17 protein-coding genes are annotated in these 16,780 nt (G+C 45.0%); 6 read left to right on the top strand and 11 right to left on the bottom strand.

Translation table 11 applies throughout. The features are described from left to right. Positions 1 to 54: 54 nt before the first annotated feature. The 4 genes from Q1A23_RS11570 to efp all read right to left on the bottom strand — a co-directional run bounded on the left by Q1A23_RS11570 (position 55) and on the right by efp (position 3,632). A complete protein-coding gene (locus tag Q1A23_RS11570) occupies positions 55 to 999 on the bottom strand; it encodes a DUF6340 family protein (RefSeq protein ID WP_299823495.1) in 945 nt (314 codons plus the stop codon). Positions 1,000 to 1,097: 98 nt separating this feature from the next. Beyond that, a complete protein-coding gene (accC, locus tag Q1A23_RS11565; RefSeq protein WP_299823494.1) occupies positions 1,098 to 2,444 on the bottom strand; it encodes an acetyl-CoA carboxylase biotin carboxylase subunit in 1,347 nt (448 codons plus the stop codon). Between the two features lie 129 nt (positions 2,445 to 2,573). Further along, entirely contained in the window at positions 2,574 to 3,065 is a 492-nt protein-coding gene (accB, locus tag Q1A23_RS11560) for an acetyl-CoA carboxylase biotin carboxyl carrier protein (RefSeq protein ID WP_299823492.1), read from the bottom strand. A 3-nt stretch (positions 3,066 to 3,068) separates the two neighbouring features. Next, positions 3,069 to 3,632, bottom strand: coding sequence for an elongation factor P (gene efp / locus Q1A23_RS11555; RefSeq protein ID WP_299823490.1), 564 nt, complete (start codon positions 3,630 to 3,632; stop codon positions 3,069 to 3,071). Positions 3,633 to 4,058: 426 nt separating this feature from the next. Here efp and Q1A23_RS11550 point away from each other — a divergent pair, with 426 nt between their 5' ends. Continuing rightward, positions 4,059 to 5,315: a glycosyltransferase family 87 protein gene (locus Q1A23_RS11550; RefSeq protein WP_299823489.1), complete on the top strand. Its 1,257-nt coding sequence runs from the start codon at positions 4,059 to 4,061 to the stop codon at positions 5,313 to 5,315. A 124-nt stretch (positions 5,316 to 5,439) separates the two neighbouring features. Here the strand turns inward: Q1A23_RS11550 and Q1A23_RS11545 are convergent, their stop codons facing one another. The 7 genes from Q1A23_RS11545 to Q1A23_RS11515 form a co-directional block, all read right to left on the bottom strand. Next, positions 5,440 to 6,564 (bottom strand): hypothetical protein, encoded by a 1,125-nt coding sequence (locus Q1A23_RS11545; RefSeq protein WP_299823488.1) that lies wholly within the window; start codon positions 6,562 to 6,564, stop codon positions 5,440 to 5,442. 91 nt (positions 6,565 to 6,655) lie between these two features. After that, positions 6,656 to 7,654, bottom strand: a complete 999-nt coding sequence (locus tag Q1A23_RS11540) for a beta-ketoacyl-ACP synthase III (RefSeq protein WP_299823485.1) — start codon at positions 7,652 to 7,654, stop codon at positions 6,656 to 6,658. A gap of 145 nt (positions 7,655 to 7,799) precedes the next feature. Then, complete coding sequence (gene plsX, locus Q1A23_RS11535) at positions 7,800 to 8,741, bottom strand: phosphate acyltransferase PlsX (RefSeq protein WP_299823482.1); 942 nt, start codon at positions 8,739 to 8,741, stop codon at positions 7,800 to 7,802. Between the two features lie 49 nt (positions 8,742 to 8,790). Next, complete coding sequence (gene rpmF / locus Q1A23_RS11530; RefSeq protein ID WP_299823479.1) at positions 8,791 to 8,988, bottom strand: 50S ribosomal protein L32; 198 nt, start codon at positions 8,986 to 8,988, stop codon at positions 8,791 to 8,793. Between the two features lie 55 nt (positions 8,989 to 9,043). After that, positions 9,044 to 9,589, bottom strand: a complete 546-nt coding sequence (locus tag Q1A23_RS11525) for a DUF177 domain-containing protein (RefSeq protein WP_299823476.1) — start codon at positions 9,587 to 9,589, stop codon at positions 9,044 to 9,046. Between the two features lie 66 nt (positions 9,590 to 9,655). After that, positions 9,656 to 10,702 (bottom strand): 4-hydroxythreonine-4-phosphate dehydrogenase PdxA, encoded by a 1,047-nt coding sequence (gene pdxA, locus Q1A23_RS11520; RefSeq protein ID WP_363322039.1) that lies wholly within the window; start codon positions 10,700 to 10,702, stop codon positions 9,656 to 9,658. Next, positions 10,686 to 12,119: a leucyl aminopeptidase family protein gene (locus Q1A23_RS11515; RefSeq protein WP_299823473.1), complete on the bottom strand. Its 1,434-nt coding sequence runs from the start codon at positions 12,117 to 12,119 to the stop codon at positions 10,686 to 10,688. Before Q1A23_RS11515 ends, pdxA begins: the two co-directional genes overlap by 17 nt. A 159-nt stretch (positions 12,120 to 12,278) precedes the next feature. On the opposite strand from Q1A23_RS11515, the gene rsmA reads away from it, so the two are divergent. From rsmA to greA, 5 genes are all read left to right on the top strand, one after another. Further along, positions 12,279 to 13,064, top strand: a complete 786-nt coding sequence (gene rsmA, locus Q1A23_RS11510; RefSeq protein ID WP_299823470.1) for a 16S rRNA (adenine(1518)-N(6)/adenine(1519)-N(6))-dimethyltransferase RsmA — start codon at positions 12,279 to 12,281, stop codon at positions 13,062 to 13,064. Between the two features lies 1 nt (position 13,065). After that, entirely contained in the window at positions 13,066 to 14,418 is a 1,353-nt protein-coding gene (gene mgtE / locus Q1A23_RS11505) for a magnesium transporter (protein WP_299823467.1), read from the top strand. A 6-nt stretch (positions 14,419 to 14,424) separates the two neighbouring features. After that, positions 14,425 to 14,940, top strand: a complete 516-nt coding sequence (locus tag Q1A23_RS11500; protein WP_299823464.1) for a hypothetical protein — start codon at positions 14,425 to 14,427, stop codon at positions 14,938 to 14,940. Continuing rightward, positions 14,928 to 15,869: an NAD(P)-dependent oxidoreductase gene (locus tag Q1A23_RS11495; protein ID WP_299823461.1), complete on the top strand. Its 942-nt coding sequence runs from the start codon at positions 14,928 to 14,930 to the stop codon at positions 15,867 to 15,869. Before Q1A23_RS11500 ends, Q1A23_RS11495 begins: the two co-directional genes overlap by 13 nt. A 435-nt stretch (positions 15,870 to 16,304) precedes the next feature. Continuing rightward, the gene (gene greA / locus Q1A23_RS11490) at positions 16,305 to 16,778 is read left to right on the top strand and encodes a transcription elongation factor GreA (protein WP_299823458.1); all 474 of its coding nucleotides are present in this window, start codon (positions 16,305 to 16,307) and stop codon (positions 16,776 to 16,778) included. Positions 16,779 to 16,780: the final 2 nt, after the last annotated feature.

The raw sequence follows: 16,780 nt of genomic DNA, 5'->3' as shown, positions 1-16,780 counted from the left end.
GCCCGGTTAATTACCGGGCCTTCGCTTTTTAGATTTAAACGATTGCAATCGCTGTTAATGGTAGCCATTTAGGTCAGACAAAAGCAGTAGCGCCAGTTTATTTCCCTTATCAGCAGATAACTTGGCCCATTTCCTGGCTCTTGCTACATCGCCTTTGGCCTCGTGTACTACAGCCAGGTTATAAGCGGCTTTAGCGGCATTTTTACGTTGCCCGCTTTCTGCTATCGGAGTTAACAAGATAACAGCCTTATCCCAGTCACTTGCAGCCATACTATATGCCGCAGGCGTAAAATCCTTATTTGAGTAATAAGGGCGCGCAAAACTTATATGCCTTGGCTGAAGGCGTTTCCAATAGTCCATACCTGTTTGCCATGCTAACTTGTCTATAACTGGCCCAGCATTAGCAATAGATTGGCCAATTGCCAGCAACCCACTCAGCACACCCCTGGAATCGTAAAGTTCTTGTTTGGTAAGCGAAGCTCTGTCTAACACAGCACCTGTACTATCATAGAGGGTCCAGTAGGAGCGGGTATGTAAGGTATAATGTGCCGTTTTAGAAACAGAACCGTCACCATTTTTCTCCCTGAAAGTTTCCTGCTCAAAGTAGGCGTCAAAGTTATCGAGTGCCAGTACCAGGTGGTGTGGGTGCTTTGCATGTATACTTTGTACTTGCTCAGGTGTAAGCGCTTGTTTTGCGGCAGTTTGTAAATAATTACCAGTTGTGTCTGCAGCTATCAGCACAAAAGTATCGTCCTGAAGTATGGCTTCAGTTACTCCATAAAAGGCCTCTTTTGCGCCTTGTTCAAATGCATCAAGCTTCTTTTCGCGGTTAAAGGGAAGCAACGCCGGGTTAAACCTGTTTACAGCCACCACTTTCCATTGGTCGTGTGTAACAGCTACATCAGGTGGCAGCGTGGTGTTGACATATAAAACAGATGTGCAACTATACTGTGTAAGTATAAAAGCGCAGGCAACAAGCAGTTGGAGATATGTTTTCACGCTATCAAGAGTGGAAATTTGCTGTACAGGTTGCATGCAGGCGAAAAAAAACCTCAGCCAGTTACAGCTGAGGTTTTATACTTTAAAATTCGGTTATGCTAATCAAGGCTGTTAAAATCGAAGCCTTCCAGGTACGCAGTTGTAAAGTTACCTTCTTTAAAGCCAGGGTCATCCATTAGCTTCAGGTGGAATGGAACGGTAGTTTTTATACCTTCGATTACAAACTCACTAAGTGCACGCTTCATTTTCACCAGAGCCTCTTCACGGGTTTGCGCGCTAACAATCAGCTTCGCGATCATGGAGTCGTAATTTGGCGGGATAGTATAGCCAGAGTAAACATGAGAGTCTACACGCACGCCGTGGCCACCTGGCATATGCAACGTGGTTATTCTGCCTGGGCTAGGACGGAAGCCGTTCTTAGGGTCCTCAGCGTTGATACGACACTCAATGGCGTGCATCTTAGGGTAGTAGTTTTTACCAGTAATTTTCTCACCGGCAGCTACCTTAATCTGCTCCTTTATAAGGTCGTAGTCAATAACTTCCTCTGTAATCGGGTGCTCTACCTGGATACGCGTGTTCATCTCCATAAAATAGAAGTCACGGTTCTTATCAACCAGGAATTCAATCGTGCCTACACCTTCGTAGTTAATAGCCTTAGCTCCTGCAATGGCAGCCTGGCCCATGCGCTCACGAAGATCGTCTGTAATAAACGGCGAAGGAGTTTCCTCTACCAGCTTTTGGTGGCGGCGCTGGATAGAGCAGTCACGCTCTGAAAGGTGCGCTACCTGGCCGTGCTGGTCGCCTATTAGCTGTATCTCGATGTGGCGCGGCTCTTCCACGAATTTCTCGAGGTAAATGCCATCGTTGCCGAAAGCAGCTTTAGACTCTGTACGGGCATCGTTCCATGCCTTTTCAAACTCCTCTTCGCGCTTGATGATGCGCATACCTCGGCCACCACCACCGGCAGTTGCTTTGATAATTACCGGGTACTTTATCTTTTTTGCAAGCTTTATACCTTCTTCAAGGTTCTTAATCAAACCCTCTGAACCCGGAATGGTAGGAACGCCTGCTTTCTTCATGGTTGCCTTAGCAGATGCTTTATCTCCCATTTGGTTGATCATCTCTGGCGTGGCACCAATAAACTTGATGTTGTTTTCAGCGCAGATGCGAGAGAACTCTGCATTCTCTGACAAGAAGCCGTAGCCAGGGTGTATGGCGTCAGCGTTTGTGATTTCTGCTGCTGCAATAATATTCGGAATGTTCAGGTAAGACTGTGCGCTTGGAGGAGGTCCGATACAAACGGCTTCATCGGCAAAGCGCACGTGCAGGCTTTCCTTATCAGCTGTAGAGTATACGGCTACCGTTTTCACCCCCATCTCCTTGCAGGTACGGATAATGCGAAGCGCGATCTCGCCACGGTTAGCAATTAGTATTTTTTTAAACATAATGTCAGATTAGAAGATTTGTAGATTTGGAAATGTAGAGATGCAAAGTGAAAATGATATAAAAATGGAGAAGGTAAATGCCGTCTCCATTCTCAAATCTTCACATTTTCAAATTTTCAAATCAATAAATTAGCTTGGATCTACCAGGAACAATGGCTGGTCGTACTCAACTGGCGATGCGTTATCTACCAATACTTTCACGATTTTGCCAGAAACTTCAGACTCAATCTCATTAAACAGTTTCATTGCCTCGATGATGCAGATTACCTGTCCCTTTTTTACCTCGTCTCCAACGTTAACAAATGCAGGTGACTCTGGGCTGGAAGAGCGGTAGAAAGTACCTATCATAGGTGCTTTGATGGCGATATACTTGCTGTCGTCGGAGGCTGCAGGAGCTGCTGGTGCCGCCGGCGCTGGTGCAGCAGGTGCTGCTGCTGCCTGTACAGGGGCTGCCTGCGGTGCAGGAGCTGCAACATGATGAGAAGGCTCGTTTACATATTTTACCTTCTGGTTTGGCTCACGCTGTACAGATATCTTAAATTCTTCTGTTTCGATGTTTACTTTATTCAAGCCGGATTTGGCGATAAAGTCGATCAGGTCCTGGATTTCTTTAGCTTTCATGTGTTATTTAACTCTCTCTGCGTATGAATAAGTACGAGTGTCTACTTTGATTTTTTCGTCCTGGCCGATAAAAAGTGGCACCTGAATAGTTGCTCCAGTTTCTACAATGGCTGGTTTTGAGGCGTTGGTTGCTGTGTCGCCTTTCAGACCAGGCTCAGTATACGTGATGGTAAGCTCAACGAAAGGAGGTATCTCACAAGTTAACGGGGTTTCTGTCTCAGCATGGAACAGGATGGTAACTTCCTGGCCTTCTTTCATTAAATCAGCAAATGGCACCAATGCCTCATTCAGCGTTACTTGCTCAAAGGTGTTCATGTCCATAAAGTTATAGCCCATGTCATCTTTGTAAATAAACTGGTGAGGGCGCTGCTCTACGCGGGCCGTCGTTATCTTGTGACCAGCAGAGAAGGTGTTGTCTAATACCTTACCGGTTCTGATGTTTCTTAGCTTGGTTCTTACAAATGCCGGGCCTTTGCCTGGTTTTACGTGCTGGAAATCGGTAACCTGGTAAAGGTCGTTGTTATACTCGATCACAACGCCATTTTTTATATCAGCTGTGGTTGCCATATTATGTTCTGAATCGTGTTGTACTTAAATGAAACGTTAAAAGTATAGCGCAAAACTATGTATTGCAAGCAAAGTTAGTCAATCTGCCTGATTTGTCCCGAAAAAGCAATGTATTTAAGTTGCTTTTCATTGATTTTATCCTAAATGGTATGCACGCATAATAATTTCCTGAAGCAGATTTTTTTCCCACGACTGCTGCTTACTGCCACTTTATACTAAGTGGTGTAACGTTTACACCTATCGCAATAGCAACTACAGGTAACATCTGATCCACTTTAGATTTCTTCTTGCTATAGTGTATGTTTGCTTAGCCAAGATGCCTGCCGCTTATCTTACTCTTTTATTGAACTAAACATTAGCTTTGTAGCTTTTTCAGAATTAGTTTTAAAGTTTTGAAATACTACTGCAGGGTATAAGAACGTGATAATGAAAGAACTACTGCCAAAGTTAAAGTATCATAAAGTATTTGTGCTATTCGCCGTTGTTTTGAGTCTTACAATAATTATTGTTGAGAACATTAATGGGCGTTTTAATTTAAATGATTTTAAGGTTTATTATGAAGCGGCATCTGCGCTGTTAAGCGAAAACCAGGTATATGGTATCCCTTTCGGGTTAAAGACCGGATACTATAAGTACTCGCCGGCCACGCTGCTCTTTTTTCTGCCTTACTGCGCGTTCAGTTTCGGTGTAGCCAAAGTATTGCACTTTATTGTTTTAGCCTGTTGCGCTATTTCTACCATTGTGTTTTTGCATTATTTAGTTCGCAGGTGGGTAAATAAAGGCAAGGTAACCAATGCCATACTTGCTGTAACTTTTTTGTGTATTCTCGTGCACATGGTGCGTGAGCTGCATTTAGGTAACATCAATATTGTACTTGTAGCCTTTGTTAGTGCCGCACTCTACTACATAGCCGGGGGCCGGGAGAAGAGGGCGGGGTGGTTGTTAGGGTTTGTTTTTGTTACCAAGCCATACTTTTTAATCTTGTTGCTGCCTCTTGTTCTCCATCAAAAAAGGGTAACGCTGCTGCACGTAACGCTATCTTTTGTGTTTTTTGCGCTTGCCCCAGCTGCTGTAGTTGGCTTTAGCGATAATATTGCTTTGCACCAGGATTGGTTTAAAGCTGTGATGGCACATAATAGTTATTTGGAGAGTGATAATACCATCGCATCTATTTTACAGGTTTATACTTCCCTAGAGATTCCGCAGTATTTTACCTTGCACCTGCTAATCGCTTTAGGTTTGGTATACGTTGCTGTATTTTGGAGAAACAGGAAACATGCAGTTCTGCTAGGGGAGGAGAGCAAAGATACTATGGGCCGCCTGATGATGATGGAATGCTTTGTACTTATTGCCATCATTCCAAACCTGGTGATAACAGATACAGAGCACTTCCTTTATGCACTACCTGTTATTGTTATGCTGCTGCGCTTCTTGCAAGAGCAAAAAAACACCCCTTTACTTGTGGGCTTTATTGTAGTTATATTGTTGTATGGCGCAAACTCATCTGACTTTGTTGGCAAGTATATGGCAAAGCAACTAGACCATTTTGGTGCGTTAGGAATCAGTAATTTACTGCTGATATCACTTATGGGTTATTTTGTTTATTACAGAGAGGTTAAAGCATTGGTTTCTGATGCTACTGAGCGATTGCGACAGACTAGCGTAGGAAGTTTAAAACACTAACAAGTATAAAGCAAAAGAGGCTGCCCCTGTAGGGGCAGCCTCTTTTGCTTTATACTTGTTAGCTTATTCAGATAGGTTGTTCCATATAAGCTCATACATTTTTTAGCATATAAGATGATCGCTGTTAGTCTAATCTCATGCCAACTGATAAGCTGATAAGCTTTGGATTTGAGAATTTAAACCCATCATTTTCCAAAAGAGCAGCAAATCTAAAGCGCTTGCTATACATACCTGCTCCGATGCTCGGCAAAGGAATGTAATCTCTGTAGCGAGCATTTGTGGTTATCTGCGCGGTAAACCCAATGTTAAAAAATGGAACGGTCTCTGACACGATTGGATCCTTTAGATTATACTGAATGGCCAGGGGAAGGCGTAAATAATGAACAGCCTCTTTTTTAAATTCGGCATTTGGAGAATTTCTGTCTAGCTGATAATACATATAAGTGACGCCAAACTTCGTAGAGTACTTTCTACTTGCATCAGGCTGTATAATGTCCCAAAAGTATCCCGCAGAATATCCCTGGGCACTTATGTTATTCGGATTTTTGGGTAGGTACAGCTTCGCGAAGGAAAGCTCCACCCCATGCTTGATCACAGCTTTAGCCTTGTATGTATAATAGGTGGTGGCAACCGCTGGATCCATACAGGCATTATATGCAGCAACTGCTTTCATCATCGATTTATCATCAAAATTAAGTTGGTTCAGATCAAGGGATAGCAGCTCACAATCAGAAAAAGCTGCCCTCATCATACCCGCGTATCGTTTGTTTTTTATGGCGTAACTCCCATCCATTGTCTCATATAATCCCAAAGTGTAGTAGGTGGTGCCTTTTTGCAAGATATACAGGAACGTGTTGTTTCGTAACGTAACTATAGACTGTTCCTCTTCAGGCAGCTGGAGCTTGTACAAGCTCGTGAACCCGCTTAACAGTAGTTTGGCAAATCTGTGATGATATACTTTGGAAGAGCCTTTTAGTATTTCTGCTTTTACAGAGGCATAGTAAAAACCAGTAGCCTTGAAGTAAAAGGCTGTAACCTCTCCTGGGTAAAATTCTCTGACAGCTTCTGAGTTCAAGTCAGTTTTGAATTGTATCACCTTACTTAGCTCCAAATCTGAGGCACTTTTGATGTAGCCATGGATGGTATCCTGGTTTTGAACCAGGAAAGCTTCTTCGAAAGAGCTTTGGGCATTGGCACCAAAGTACGGGAGTAATAAGAGTGTGAGTAAGGCTGTTAAAAGTTTGGCCATATAGAAGTAAGATTATACTATATATAAATTACATTAAAAAAAGCGACACATGGCCGCTTTTTTTAATGTAATTTATATATAGGTTTGGATACTACTTCGGATCATAAGCCCACTTCAGGTAGATAGCACCCCATGTAAAGCCGCCACCAAAAGCAGCTAACACAATGTTGTCGCCTTTCTTTAACTGGCTTTCATACTCCCACAGGCAAAGCGGAATCGTGCCGCTGGTAGTGTTGCCATACTTGTGAATGTTGAGCATCACCTTTTCGTTACTAAGGCCCATACGGTTTGCAGTAGCCTCTATAATGCGTTTGTTTGCCTGGTGCGGTACAAGCCAGGCAACATCGTCACCGCTAAGGTTGTTACGCTCCATAACCTCCGCCGACACATCAGCCATGCCTTTAACAGCAAATTTAAACACCTGCTGGCCCTCCTGGTAAGCATAGTGTTCTCTTGCCTGTACAGTTTCGATAGTTGCTGGCTTGCGGCTACCGCCTGCTTTCATGTGCAGGAACTGGGCGCCTGTGCCATCCGATTTTAAAACAGAGTCAAGTATGCCCAGGCCTTCGGTGTTTGGTTCCAGCATAACCGCGCCGCCGCCATCACCAAAGATAATACAGGTTGCCCTGTCGGTATAATCAACTATAGCAGACATTTTATCAGCACCTACAACCACTACCTTTTTATACTGACCTGTCTCTATGAACTTTGATCCGGTTGCAAGAGCAAATAGGAAGCCTGAGCAAGCAGCCTGTAAATCGTATCCGAAGGCATTTACAGCGCCTACTTCTGCTGTTATAAGATTTGCCGTTGCCGGGAAAACCATATCAGGGGTAGTAGTGGCGCAGATAAGTAAGTCTATTTCTTCTGGCTTGGTGTTCGTTTTTTTAAGCAATTCTCTAACCGCAGGAACCGCAATGTGTGATGTGCCGAGGCCTTCACCTTTCAAAATACGCCTCTCCTTGATACCCGTGCGCGAAGTTATCCATTCGTCATTGGTCTCAACCATTGTCTCAAGCTCCTTATTTGTGAGCACGTATTCTGGAACATAGCCACTTACGCCTGTTATAGCGGCGGTGATTTTACTCATGGTAAATGATGTTTCGGTTAGAAATTAAGTAAGTGGGGCAATTTACTAAAAAAAAATTGGCATAACCTGTCAGATTCTGTAAAAAGAATTGCTGAAACAGATTAAGCCAATTAAATATAAATCTATTACCCCGCTGGGTAACAGGTTATGCGCTGTATTTTTTCTGGAATCGTTCCGAGAGCTTAGAAGATACCATTTTCTGGGCTTGTAGCACCATGTTGCAAATAGCCTTAGGGCTAGAAACACCATGCCCGATAACGGCATTGCCGTTTATACCCAGAATTGGACTACCGCCAACAGCTTCATAATTAAACTTGTCGAAGAACGGGTCATGCATATTCTTCTCGTTAAGAATATCGTAGATGTTCTCTGCCAGTTTCAAAATGATATTTCCAGTATAGCCGTCGCATACAATTACGTCCGCTCTATCGTTAAAAAGGTCTCTGCCTTCAATGTTACCGATAAAGTTGATATTCGTGTTTGCTTTAAGGCGCTGGTGTGCTGCTTGCGTAACTACAGTTCCTTTTCCTTCTTCCTCGCCCAGGTTCATTAAACCAACCTTCGGATTCGGGATCTCCAAAACATACTTGGCGTAGATAGAGCCTATCTCACCAAACTGTTCAAGTACTTCTGGCTTGCAGTCTGCGTTGGCACCTACGTCCAGTATAATCCCGAAACCTCCGTTCAATTTAGGAACCAGTCCTCCAATAGAGGGCCTTAGTATACCTTCTACCGCTTTTACACTAAACATAGCGCCCACCAGCATAGCACCGGTATTTCCTGCACTACAAAAAGCATCAGCTTTCTGCATTTTAAGCAGGCCGTACCCAACGGCTATGCTAGAGTCGGTTTTCTGGGAAAGCGCCTTTGTAGGGTGCTCTCCCATTTCGATAACCTGGCTAGCATGAACAATTTTGATGTTGTTCCCAGCGTAATTGTATTCGTTCAGCAGCGGTTGGATAGCGTCTTCTTTGCCGATAAGCAAGATAACGTCATCTTTCTCGAGCTGCTCTGCGGCAAGTATGGCACCTTTTACGACAGCATCTGGTGCATAGTCGCCGCCCATAGCGTCTAAGGCGATCCTCATGTATGGATGTTGTTAATTATACAGAACTTAAACTAAAGCAGGTTAGTGCTTATTGGGCGTTCGCTGTATAATTTTTGATAGCCAGCTTGCCTTTGTGGAACAGGTCTCCGTCTACCACATATGCATGGTGGTAAAGGTGAGGCGTGTCTGTAGTAGGGCAAGTTGCGATAGCTTTCTCAGAAAGTTTATAATGAGTTCTTCTCTTATCTCTTCTGGTCTTCGAAATCTTACGTTTAGGATGTGCCATTTTTTAGTTGAAAATTTACTTACTAGTTTATACTTTTTATACTTCTGAAACTCTTTTAGTTAAGGTTTTTGAGTGCGTCCCAACGCGGATCTGTATCCTCGTCATCGTCGTCCTCATCTTCGCTGCTATCGCTCTGCGAAGAATAAATCAGGATATCGTCCTCACTTTCCTCATCTTCTTCATCCATTTCCTCTAAAAACCGCGGATGCAGCTTTTTCATGGGCAAAGACAATATGATGTAATCATAAAGGTGCTGTGCAATGTTGATAGCCTGTGTGCCACTAGTGATCTGCCACAGGTCATCAGCCAACTCCATGCTTTCATCGCCATACTTCACTCTGAAAACTTCCTGCAGCGCTACCGGATGATCAAACTCATCCAGGCTTCTGTCGCAGGTGAGGCGCACATGCCCTTTTATGTCAATGTTAAACGTGAGCAGCGACTCTGTTTTGTCAAGCTTAACGTTGGCCAGCAGCTTTCCTCCTGAAATTATTTCCTTCCCAAAAAGGTCAAAGAAAGAATCATCCATCTCAAACTCATAGGTATGTACCTTGTTGCTGAGCTTGGCAATGCCGATTTCATAATCTTTTAACTTTTTCACAACCGACTCTTTATTGCAAGACGCAAAATTAGGATATTAATCTGAGAAATAAAATACCTGACGCTATTAAACAACAGGCATTTGTTCCAGCTGGCGCATTTTTATGATGTCGCAGGCCAAGAACAAAGCCTCTCTGAAAGAGGTTTCATTTGCAATGTGCTTAGCTGCAATGTCATAAGCGGTGCCATGGTCTGGGGATGTGCGCACAATTGGCAAGCCTGCCGTGTAGTTTACGCCGCTCTCAAAAGCCAAAGTTTTAAAAGGTATAAGCCCCTGGTCGTGGTACATCGCCAAAACAGCATCTACCTGCTTGTACTGCTGCATGCCAAAAAAGCCATCAGCAGGGAAGGGGCCGAACACCAGGTGCCCGCGCTCTTTCAGTTGCATAATGGCTGGGCGTATAATCTCCATTTCCTCTGTGCCCAGCAAACCTTCTTCGCCGGCATGTGGGTTTAAGCCAAGCACGGCAATTCTAGGCTTAAGTATGCCAAAATCCTTTCGCAGCGACTCCAGCAGGATGGTTAGCTTGCGGATAAGCAGCTCGGGCGTTAACCTGGAAGCTACCTCTTTTACAGGCATGTGCCCTGTTACTGTGGCTACTCTTAAGTCGCCGCTAACTAAAAGCATTAAGCTTTCGGGCGCGTCGAAATAGGAGGTAAGGAACTCGGTATGGCCCGGGAAGTTAAACTCCTCGGCCTGTATGTTGTCTTTATTGATAGGTGCAGTTACCAAACCATCCAGTTTTCCGGCTTTTAAATCGCGGCTGGCGGCCAAAAGGGAGTCCAGGGATGCTTTGCCTGATTCAGGTGTAGGTGTGCCAGGTGCTACTTCCAGTTCACCGTCCCAGCAGGTAACCACGTTTACTTTGCGCGGCACTAAGGCGTCGGCTGAGTCTACTGGCTGGTAAAAGAAATGCTCTGCGCTAAGAGCCTTGCGTATTCTGTTAAGAACACCAGGAGCGGCGTAAATTACCGGGGTACAGTAATTAAGTATGCGTTGGTCGCTAAGGGTTTTCACGATTACCTCAGGTCCGATGCCGTTTGTATCGCCAATACTGATGCCTAATCTCACTTTATACTTTGTATCCATTTTATACTTATCGTGCCAAAGCACTTAAATAATTGTAAACCAGGCGTACTCCTGAGCCTGTTGCTAATTTGCCGCGGTAAGAATCTTCGGAGTGCAGGTAAGCGGTACCAGCAATATCGAAATGCACCCAAGGGTAGTCGGTGAACTCTTCCAGGAATTTGCCTGCTGTAATATGGCCTGCATCTGCTCCACCCAGGTTCTTGAGGTCGGCAATGTCAGAATCGAGTTGCTTTCTGTACTCATCCCACAGCGGAAACTCCACCGTGCGCTCGTGCACGTTATCACCAGCTGCTTTAAGGCCGGCCATTATTTCCTCGCCGGCTGTTCCCATCACTACCACACCTTCTTTACCTACAGCGCGCATGGCAGAGCCGGTAAGCGTAGCCAAATCTATTACTAATTCGGGGTTATACTTTTTTGCAAAGCTAAGGGCATCGGCAAGTATAAGGCGGCCTTCAGCGTCGGTGTTCAGTACTTCTACGGTCATGCCGTTGTGCATGGTAATAACGTCGCCTGGGGCTACTGCCTGTCCGCCCGGGCGGTTGTCCGTTGCCGGTATCAGACCAATAATGTGCAGCGGCAGCTTGTTTTTAGCAGCGGCATATAGTACACCTGTTACAGCAGCGGCACCAGCCATGTCAGACTTCATGTAATCCATTGACTGCGGCGTTGGCTTTAAGCTAAGGCCACCGGTATCGTATACTACGCCTTTGCCTACCAGCACGTATGGTTTGGAGTTTTTGGCGTTCTCAGGTTTCCACTCTAATATATTAAAGGTGGCCGGTTCTTCGCTGCCCTGGTTTACGGCCAGCAAGCCACCCATCTTCAGGCTTTGTATTCTCAGCTCATCTAACACTTCAATGTCAAAGCCGCCCTGGTTTGCAACTTCCTCCAGTTGCTCGCTAAACTGCGGTGCCGACTGGTGGCTGTGCGGTTCGTTTATCAGGTCGCGTACTTTATATACGGCCTCCAGTATGTTGGCAAGTTCCTGTACTTCCTGCTCATTTATACTTTCGTCGGCAATGGTAATGGCTTGCAGGGTGCTAGGCTTGGTGTTTTTGGTTTTATACTTCAGATGCTCATAGTTGCTTAAGTATAAGCCCTCGGCTAAGTATAAACTTGCCTGCGAGTTGGTTTTATCAAGTATGGTGATCTGCGTTGCCTTGTCAGTTTTAAGTTGCTTTAATAAAGCATGGCCGGCCTGGCGAAGCGCCTCTTTCTTCAGGTTCTCTGTTTTTGCCTCTGGTTGTACCAGCACGTATACGCGGTGCGAGTAGCGGTTCAGGTAAATGAACTTGGCGTCGTGGTCTACCTGCTGCTGCACATAGTTTTGCTCTTCCGGCTGCAGTTCCTGCACCTGGCTAACCGCATCTTTTGCTATTATTATAGCCAGATCGGTGTTTTTAGCGAAGCTTGTGTCGTATTTAAGTTGTGTTGGCATTTGTCGTTCGTATCTTTGAGTTCGCAATATAGTAAGTATAATACGTAAAGCGAAGAGCTTACCAAGCGGCAAACGCTTTGTCGGCTTTACAATGTAAGGTATAACGAGATTGAGCCGAAAAGTATACTTTTTGAAACTCAGGCTCCTAATTAGCATAACGTGGGTAATGTAAGACCAAAAAAGCACCTGGGCCAGCACTTTCTGGTAGACCAGAACATCGCCATAAAAATTGTGGACCAGCTAACCCTGCACCGCGGCGTAAAGGATGTATTGGAGATCGGGCCCGGCATGGGGGTGCTCACGCAGTACCTAATTAAACACCCCGAGTACAGAACCACCGTCGTAGACATCGACAGAGAATCTATCGCTTACCTGCAGGAACACTTCCCTACGTTGGAGGACCGCATCATCTCTGCCGATTTTCTGAAAACAGATTTGAGTAAGTTGTTTCCAGGGCCTTTTGCCATTATCGGTAACTTTCCTTACAACATCTCGAGCCAGATTTTCTTTAAAGTGCTGGAGCAGCGCGATGTGGTGCCGGAGGTGGTGTGTATGATCCAGAAAGAAGTGGCAGAAAGAATAGCCGCGCCTCCGGGTTCTAAAACCTATGGTATACTTAGTGTGCTGTTGCAGGCTTTTTATACAATCGACTACAAATTTACTGTAGGGGAGAAGGTGTTTAACCCGCCACCAAAGGTAAAGTCTGCGGTAATCAGTTTGGTGCGCAACAACGTGGAAAAGCTGGCCTGTAACGAGAAACTGTTTTTTCAGGTAGTTAAATTAAGTTTCGGAACAAGACGCAAAACGCTTCGTAACTCACTCCGAAGTTATAACTTGCCCCCCGAAACAACAGTCCAGCCTGTTTTTGACAAGCGCGCCGAGCAGCTTTCGGTGCAGGATTTTGTAGCTTTGACCCAATTAGTAGAGCAGAACACACAACTATAATATGCAGCTAGAGATTACACGTGATTATATTGAGCAGGTAGAGCAGGCCATCGAACGTCAGGATAACGACTTTATTCTGAGTTCGATGGAAGAAATGCACCCGGCCGATATTACCACGGTACTCTACGAGCTGGATGCCAACGAGTCGAAGTATGTGATGGACCTGCTGCCGCCTGAGGTGGGAGCAGAGATCCTGAGCGACCTGGACTACGACATCCGGGAGGATTTCCTGGATTACTTTACCAGCGCCGAAATTGCCCGCTATATCAACCTGATGCACTCCGACGATGCCGTGGATATACTTAACGAGCAATCGGTGCAAACGCGTGAGGAGGTAATTGCCTTAATTGAGAACGAGGAGAAGGCCAAAGACATCCTGGACCTGTTGCATTACGAAGAAGACTGTGCGGGTGGTCTGATGGCCAAAGAGCTTATCAAGGTAAACCTGAACTGGCGCGTACGGCAATGTATTGAGGAGATCCGCCGGCAGGCAGAAGATGTATCGCGCATTTATACCGTGTACGTAGTAGACAACCGCGATATACTGGTAGGCCGCGTGAGCGTGAAGGCGCTTTTGCTCTCTAAGGACGATAAGCTGGTAAAAGATATTTACAGCGAGGATGTTATTTCGATAGAGTCGTTTAGGGATGAAAATGAGGTGGTGAGCGTGATGCAGAAGTATGACCTCGAGGCTATACCAGTAGTGAACATACAAGGCAGGCTGCTGGGCCGCATCACCATTGACGACGTGGTAGACGTAATGCAGGAGCAGGCCGAGCTGAGCCGGCAGTTGATGACGGGTATCTCGGAGAATGTGGAGGAAGATGACAGCGTGTTCCGTATTTCGCGTTCGCGTTTGCCCTGGTTGATCATAGGTATGGTGGGTGGTTTACTGGCGGCTCATTTTATGGGCTTCTTCGAAAAAGACATTGCCATACTTCCGGCCTTGGCCCTGTTTGTGCCGCTGATCACGGCAACGGGAGGTAATGTGGGCATTCAGTCTTCGTCCATCATTATCCAAACCTTATCATCGAATGCAGTAATGTTCGAAAACTTTGCTCAGCGTATTTTCAAGATGATCCTGGTAGCTTTACTTAATGCCCTGATCATTTCTATTCTGGTTTTCAGCTTTACCTACCTTTTCCGTAACGACCTTACCTTGTCTATCGTGGTTTCGGTTGCGCTTTTCTCGGTAGTGATGCTGGCCTCACTTATGGGTACCATTACCCCGATGGTGCTCGATAAATTCGGTATAAACCCCGCTGTAGCTGCCGGTCCGTTTATCACCACAGCCAACGACCTCCTGGGCCTTACCATATACTTTGGCATAGCGCATTTGCTATACCCAATGTAAAAGTTGATGGACACGCTTTTCCAGACAAGAGTATATGTTCCGGGGCGTAGTAAACCTGATCTGTTTCCTTATGGCCTTTTGTCTTTGCTGTGCGGTTTAATCTTATATGTCTTGATGCCGGATGAATGGTTTTCCGTTCCTTTTATTTTAATCTGTGCCGGCTTACTTTATTTTCAGAGGTATTATTTTGATAGTGGAAAGCAAGAACTCTACGGATACCTTGGGAGATACTTAACTCTTAAAAGTGACTGTATCTTTATTGATGGGATGAAGTATCCAATCGAAGAAATTGAGAATTTAGAAATAGATATTAACGATTATGATGGAATGGAACGCCTGTCAGCTTATACCGTTTCTACTGTAAGAGGAGTGAACAACTTTGTCAGATTCAAGTATCAAGGGAAAAAGTATGAGTTCCCTTTTTACCTTGGGTCAGCAAATCATCAAAAAGACTTAAAAGCTCTCGTTCAAACATTTTCTAAAGATCAACACCATCTTAAACTAATCACATGCAAATCCTGATCATCGACGAAATTCACCCAAGTATATTCCCGATGCTGGAAAGTATAGGTATGGAAGCTGATTACAGACCAGCTATAAAACCTGAGGAAGTTTGCGAGGCATTAACCGGATTTGACGGACTGATAGTGCGAAGCAAAATGCGCATTACGGCAGATATACTTACCTATGCTGACAAGCTGAAGTTTGTGGCAAGGGCCGGCGCCGGGGTAGATAATATTGACGCCGATGCCTTACAGGAGCTAAACATAGCCTTGCTTGGGGCCAACGAAGGCAACCGACAGGCAGTAGGGGAGTTTGCGTTGGGTTTACTTATAGCGCTGATGCGCAATATTACGCGTAGCGATAAACAGGTGCGCGACAAAGTATGGCTGCGAGAAGAGAACCGGGGCGAGGAAATTAATGGTAAAACCGTTGGCATTATCGGCTACGGAAACATGGGCCAAAGCCTTGCCAAACTGCTGAGCGGTTTTGGCTGCCGTATACTTGCCTTCGATAAATATGCGCCTGAAAAAATAGTCGCTCCGGCCCAGCGCGTTTCCCTGGAGCAGCTGCAGCAGGAGGCTGATATTGTAAGCCTGCACATACCTTATATTAAGGAAAACCTGGGCTTTGCCGATGATGCTTTTTTTGCCGGCTTCCGTAAACCTATTTGGTTTTTAAACACCTCACGTGGCGATGTAGCCGACCAGGCAGCTATTGTAAAGCATTTGATGGCGGGAAGTATAAAAGGCGCTGCGCTGGATGTACTGGAAAACGAGAAACTTTATACTTTAACAGAGCAGCAGCTGCAAAACTTTAACTACCTGGCGCAGGCAGGCAATGTTATACTTACCCCACACATCGCCGGCTGGACACACGAGTCTTATGTAAAGATAAACGAGGTGCTGGTAGACAAAATCAAATCCTTGTTTAAATATAACTTAACATAATAAATAAACTATTGTCTCTAGAGTAAGTTGATGCCTCTGCAATGGAAATTAGTTCAAGTAAGCTGGGGGAGTTGCTGCAGAAGTGGGAGTGATGTGAGCAAACTTATCCGCAGCCAAGGTTGTTTATTCTTGAATAGTGAAGCAAAGCAAGCGCCTGCCCGGTGCATATAAACAAGCGTATAGTATTTAAGAACTTATTGTTTCTTGTTTACTAAAATTTGTATATTTGCCTACGTCGAGGCCAAAGAGAGTAGCTCCTGGCCTGTTACAGTACAGAAGTTGATGCTTATGCTAAAACTTTGATGGCTAGGTAGCATATAACCCGCCATCATACTAGAAAAGAATTAAATAAATTTACATATTTGGCAAAAAGAACGGTTATGCATGCCATAACCGTTCTTTTTGCTTTTGTGTTTTAAACGTGAGAACATAACTATGAGCAACATTTCTTATTACACAGCAGAAGGTTTGCAGAAACTAAAAGACGAACTGGCTGAGCTCAAAACAAAAGGGCGCTCTGAAGTGGCGCGGCAGTTAGCTGAGGCACGCGATAAAGGCGACCTGAGCGAGAATGCAGAATACGACGCAGCCAAAGATGCGCAGGGCCACCTGGAACTGAAGATCGCTAAAATGGAGGAGATTGTCGGTAACGCAAGACTAATCGACGAGTCGAACCTGGATGCAAGCAAGGCACTTATTCTTTCTAAGGTTAAAATAAAGAACCTTAAGAACAATATGGTAGTAAACTATACTTTGGTGGCCGAAGAGGAAGCAGACCTGGCAGCAGGAAAGCTATCTGTAAAGTCGCCTATTGGCAAGGGTTTGCTTGGCAAGTCTGTAGGCGATGTGGCCGAGATAACCATACCTGCCGGTAAAATTGAGTTTGAGATACTGGAGATTAGCCGATAAAC

Origin of the sequence: uncultured Pontibacter sp. (assembly GCF_947492645.1) — a bacterium.
Lineage (GTDB): Bacteria > Bacteroidota > Bacteroidia > Cytophagales > Hymenobacteraceae > Pontibacter.
Note: the sequence above shows the minus strand (reverse complement) of the source record. Positions and strands in the feature narration are given on the sequence as shown.

Excerpts from the sequence above, each read along its gene's own strand:
- Q1A23_RS11545 (WP_299823488.1), bottom strand. The coding sequence starts at position 6,564 with ATGGCCAAACTTTTAACAGCCTTACTCACACTCTTATTACTCCCGTAC.
- Q1A23_RS11500 (WP_299823464.1), top strand. The coding sequence starts at position 14,425 with ATGGACACGCTTTTCCAGACAAGAGTATATGTTCCGGGGCGTAGTAAA.
- Q1A23_RS11495 (WP_299823461.1), top strand. The coding sequence starts at position 14,928 with ATGCAAATCCTGATCATCGACGAAATTCACCCAAGTATATTCCCGATG.
- accC (WP_299823494.1), bottom strand. The coding sequence starts at position 2,444 with ATGTTTAAAAAAATACTAATTGCTAACCGTGGCGAGATCGCGCTTCGC.
- Q1A23_RS11515 (WP_299823473.1), bottom strand. The coding sequence starts at position 12,119 with ATGCCAACACAACTTAAATACGACACAAGCTTCGCTAAAAACACCGAT.
- greA (WP_299823458.1), top strand. The coding sequence starts at position 16,305 with ATGAGCAACATTTCTTATTACACAGCAGAAGGTTTGCAGAAACTAAAA.
- plsX (WP_299823482.1), bottom strand. The coding sequence starts at position 8,741 with ATGAGGATCGCCTTAGACGCTATGGGCGGCGACTATGCACCAGATGCT.
- Q1A23_RS11550 (WP_299823489.1), top strand. The coding sequence starts at position 4,059 with ATGAAAGAACTACTGCCAAAGTTAAAGTATCATAAAGTATTTGTGCTA.
- mgtE (WP_299823467.1), top strand. The coding sequence starts at position 13,066 with ATGCAGCTAGAGATTACACGTGATTATATTGAGCAGGTAGAGCAGGCC.
- efp (WP_299823490.1), bottom strand. The coding sequence starts at position 3,632 with ATGGCAACCACAGCTGATATAAAAAATGGCGTTGTGATCGAGTATAAC.
- rpmF (WP_299823479.1), bottom strand. The coding sequence starts at position 8,988 with ATGGCACATCCTAAACGTAAGATTTCGAAGACCAGAAGAGATAAGAGA.
- accB (WP_299823492.1), bottom strand. The coding sequence starts at position 3,065 with ATGAAAGCTAAAGAAATCCAGGACCTGATCGACTTTATCGCCAAATCC.
- Q1A23_RS11540 (WP_299823485.1), bottom strand. The coding sequence starts at position 7,654 with ATGAGTAAAATCACCGCCGCTATAACAGGCGTAAGTGGCTATGTTCCA.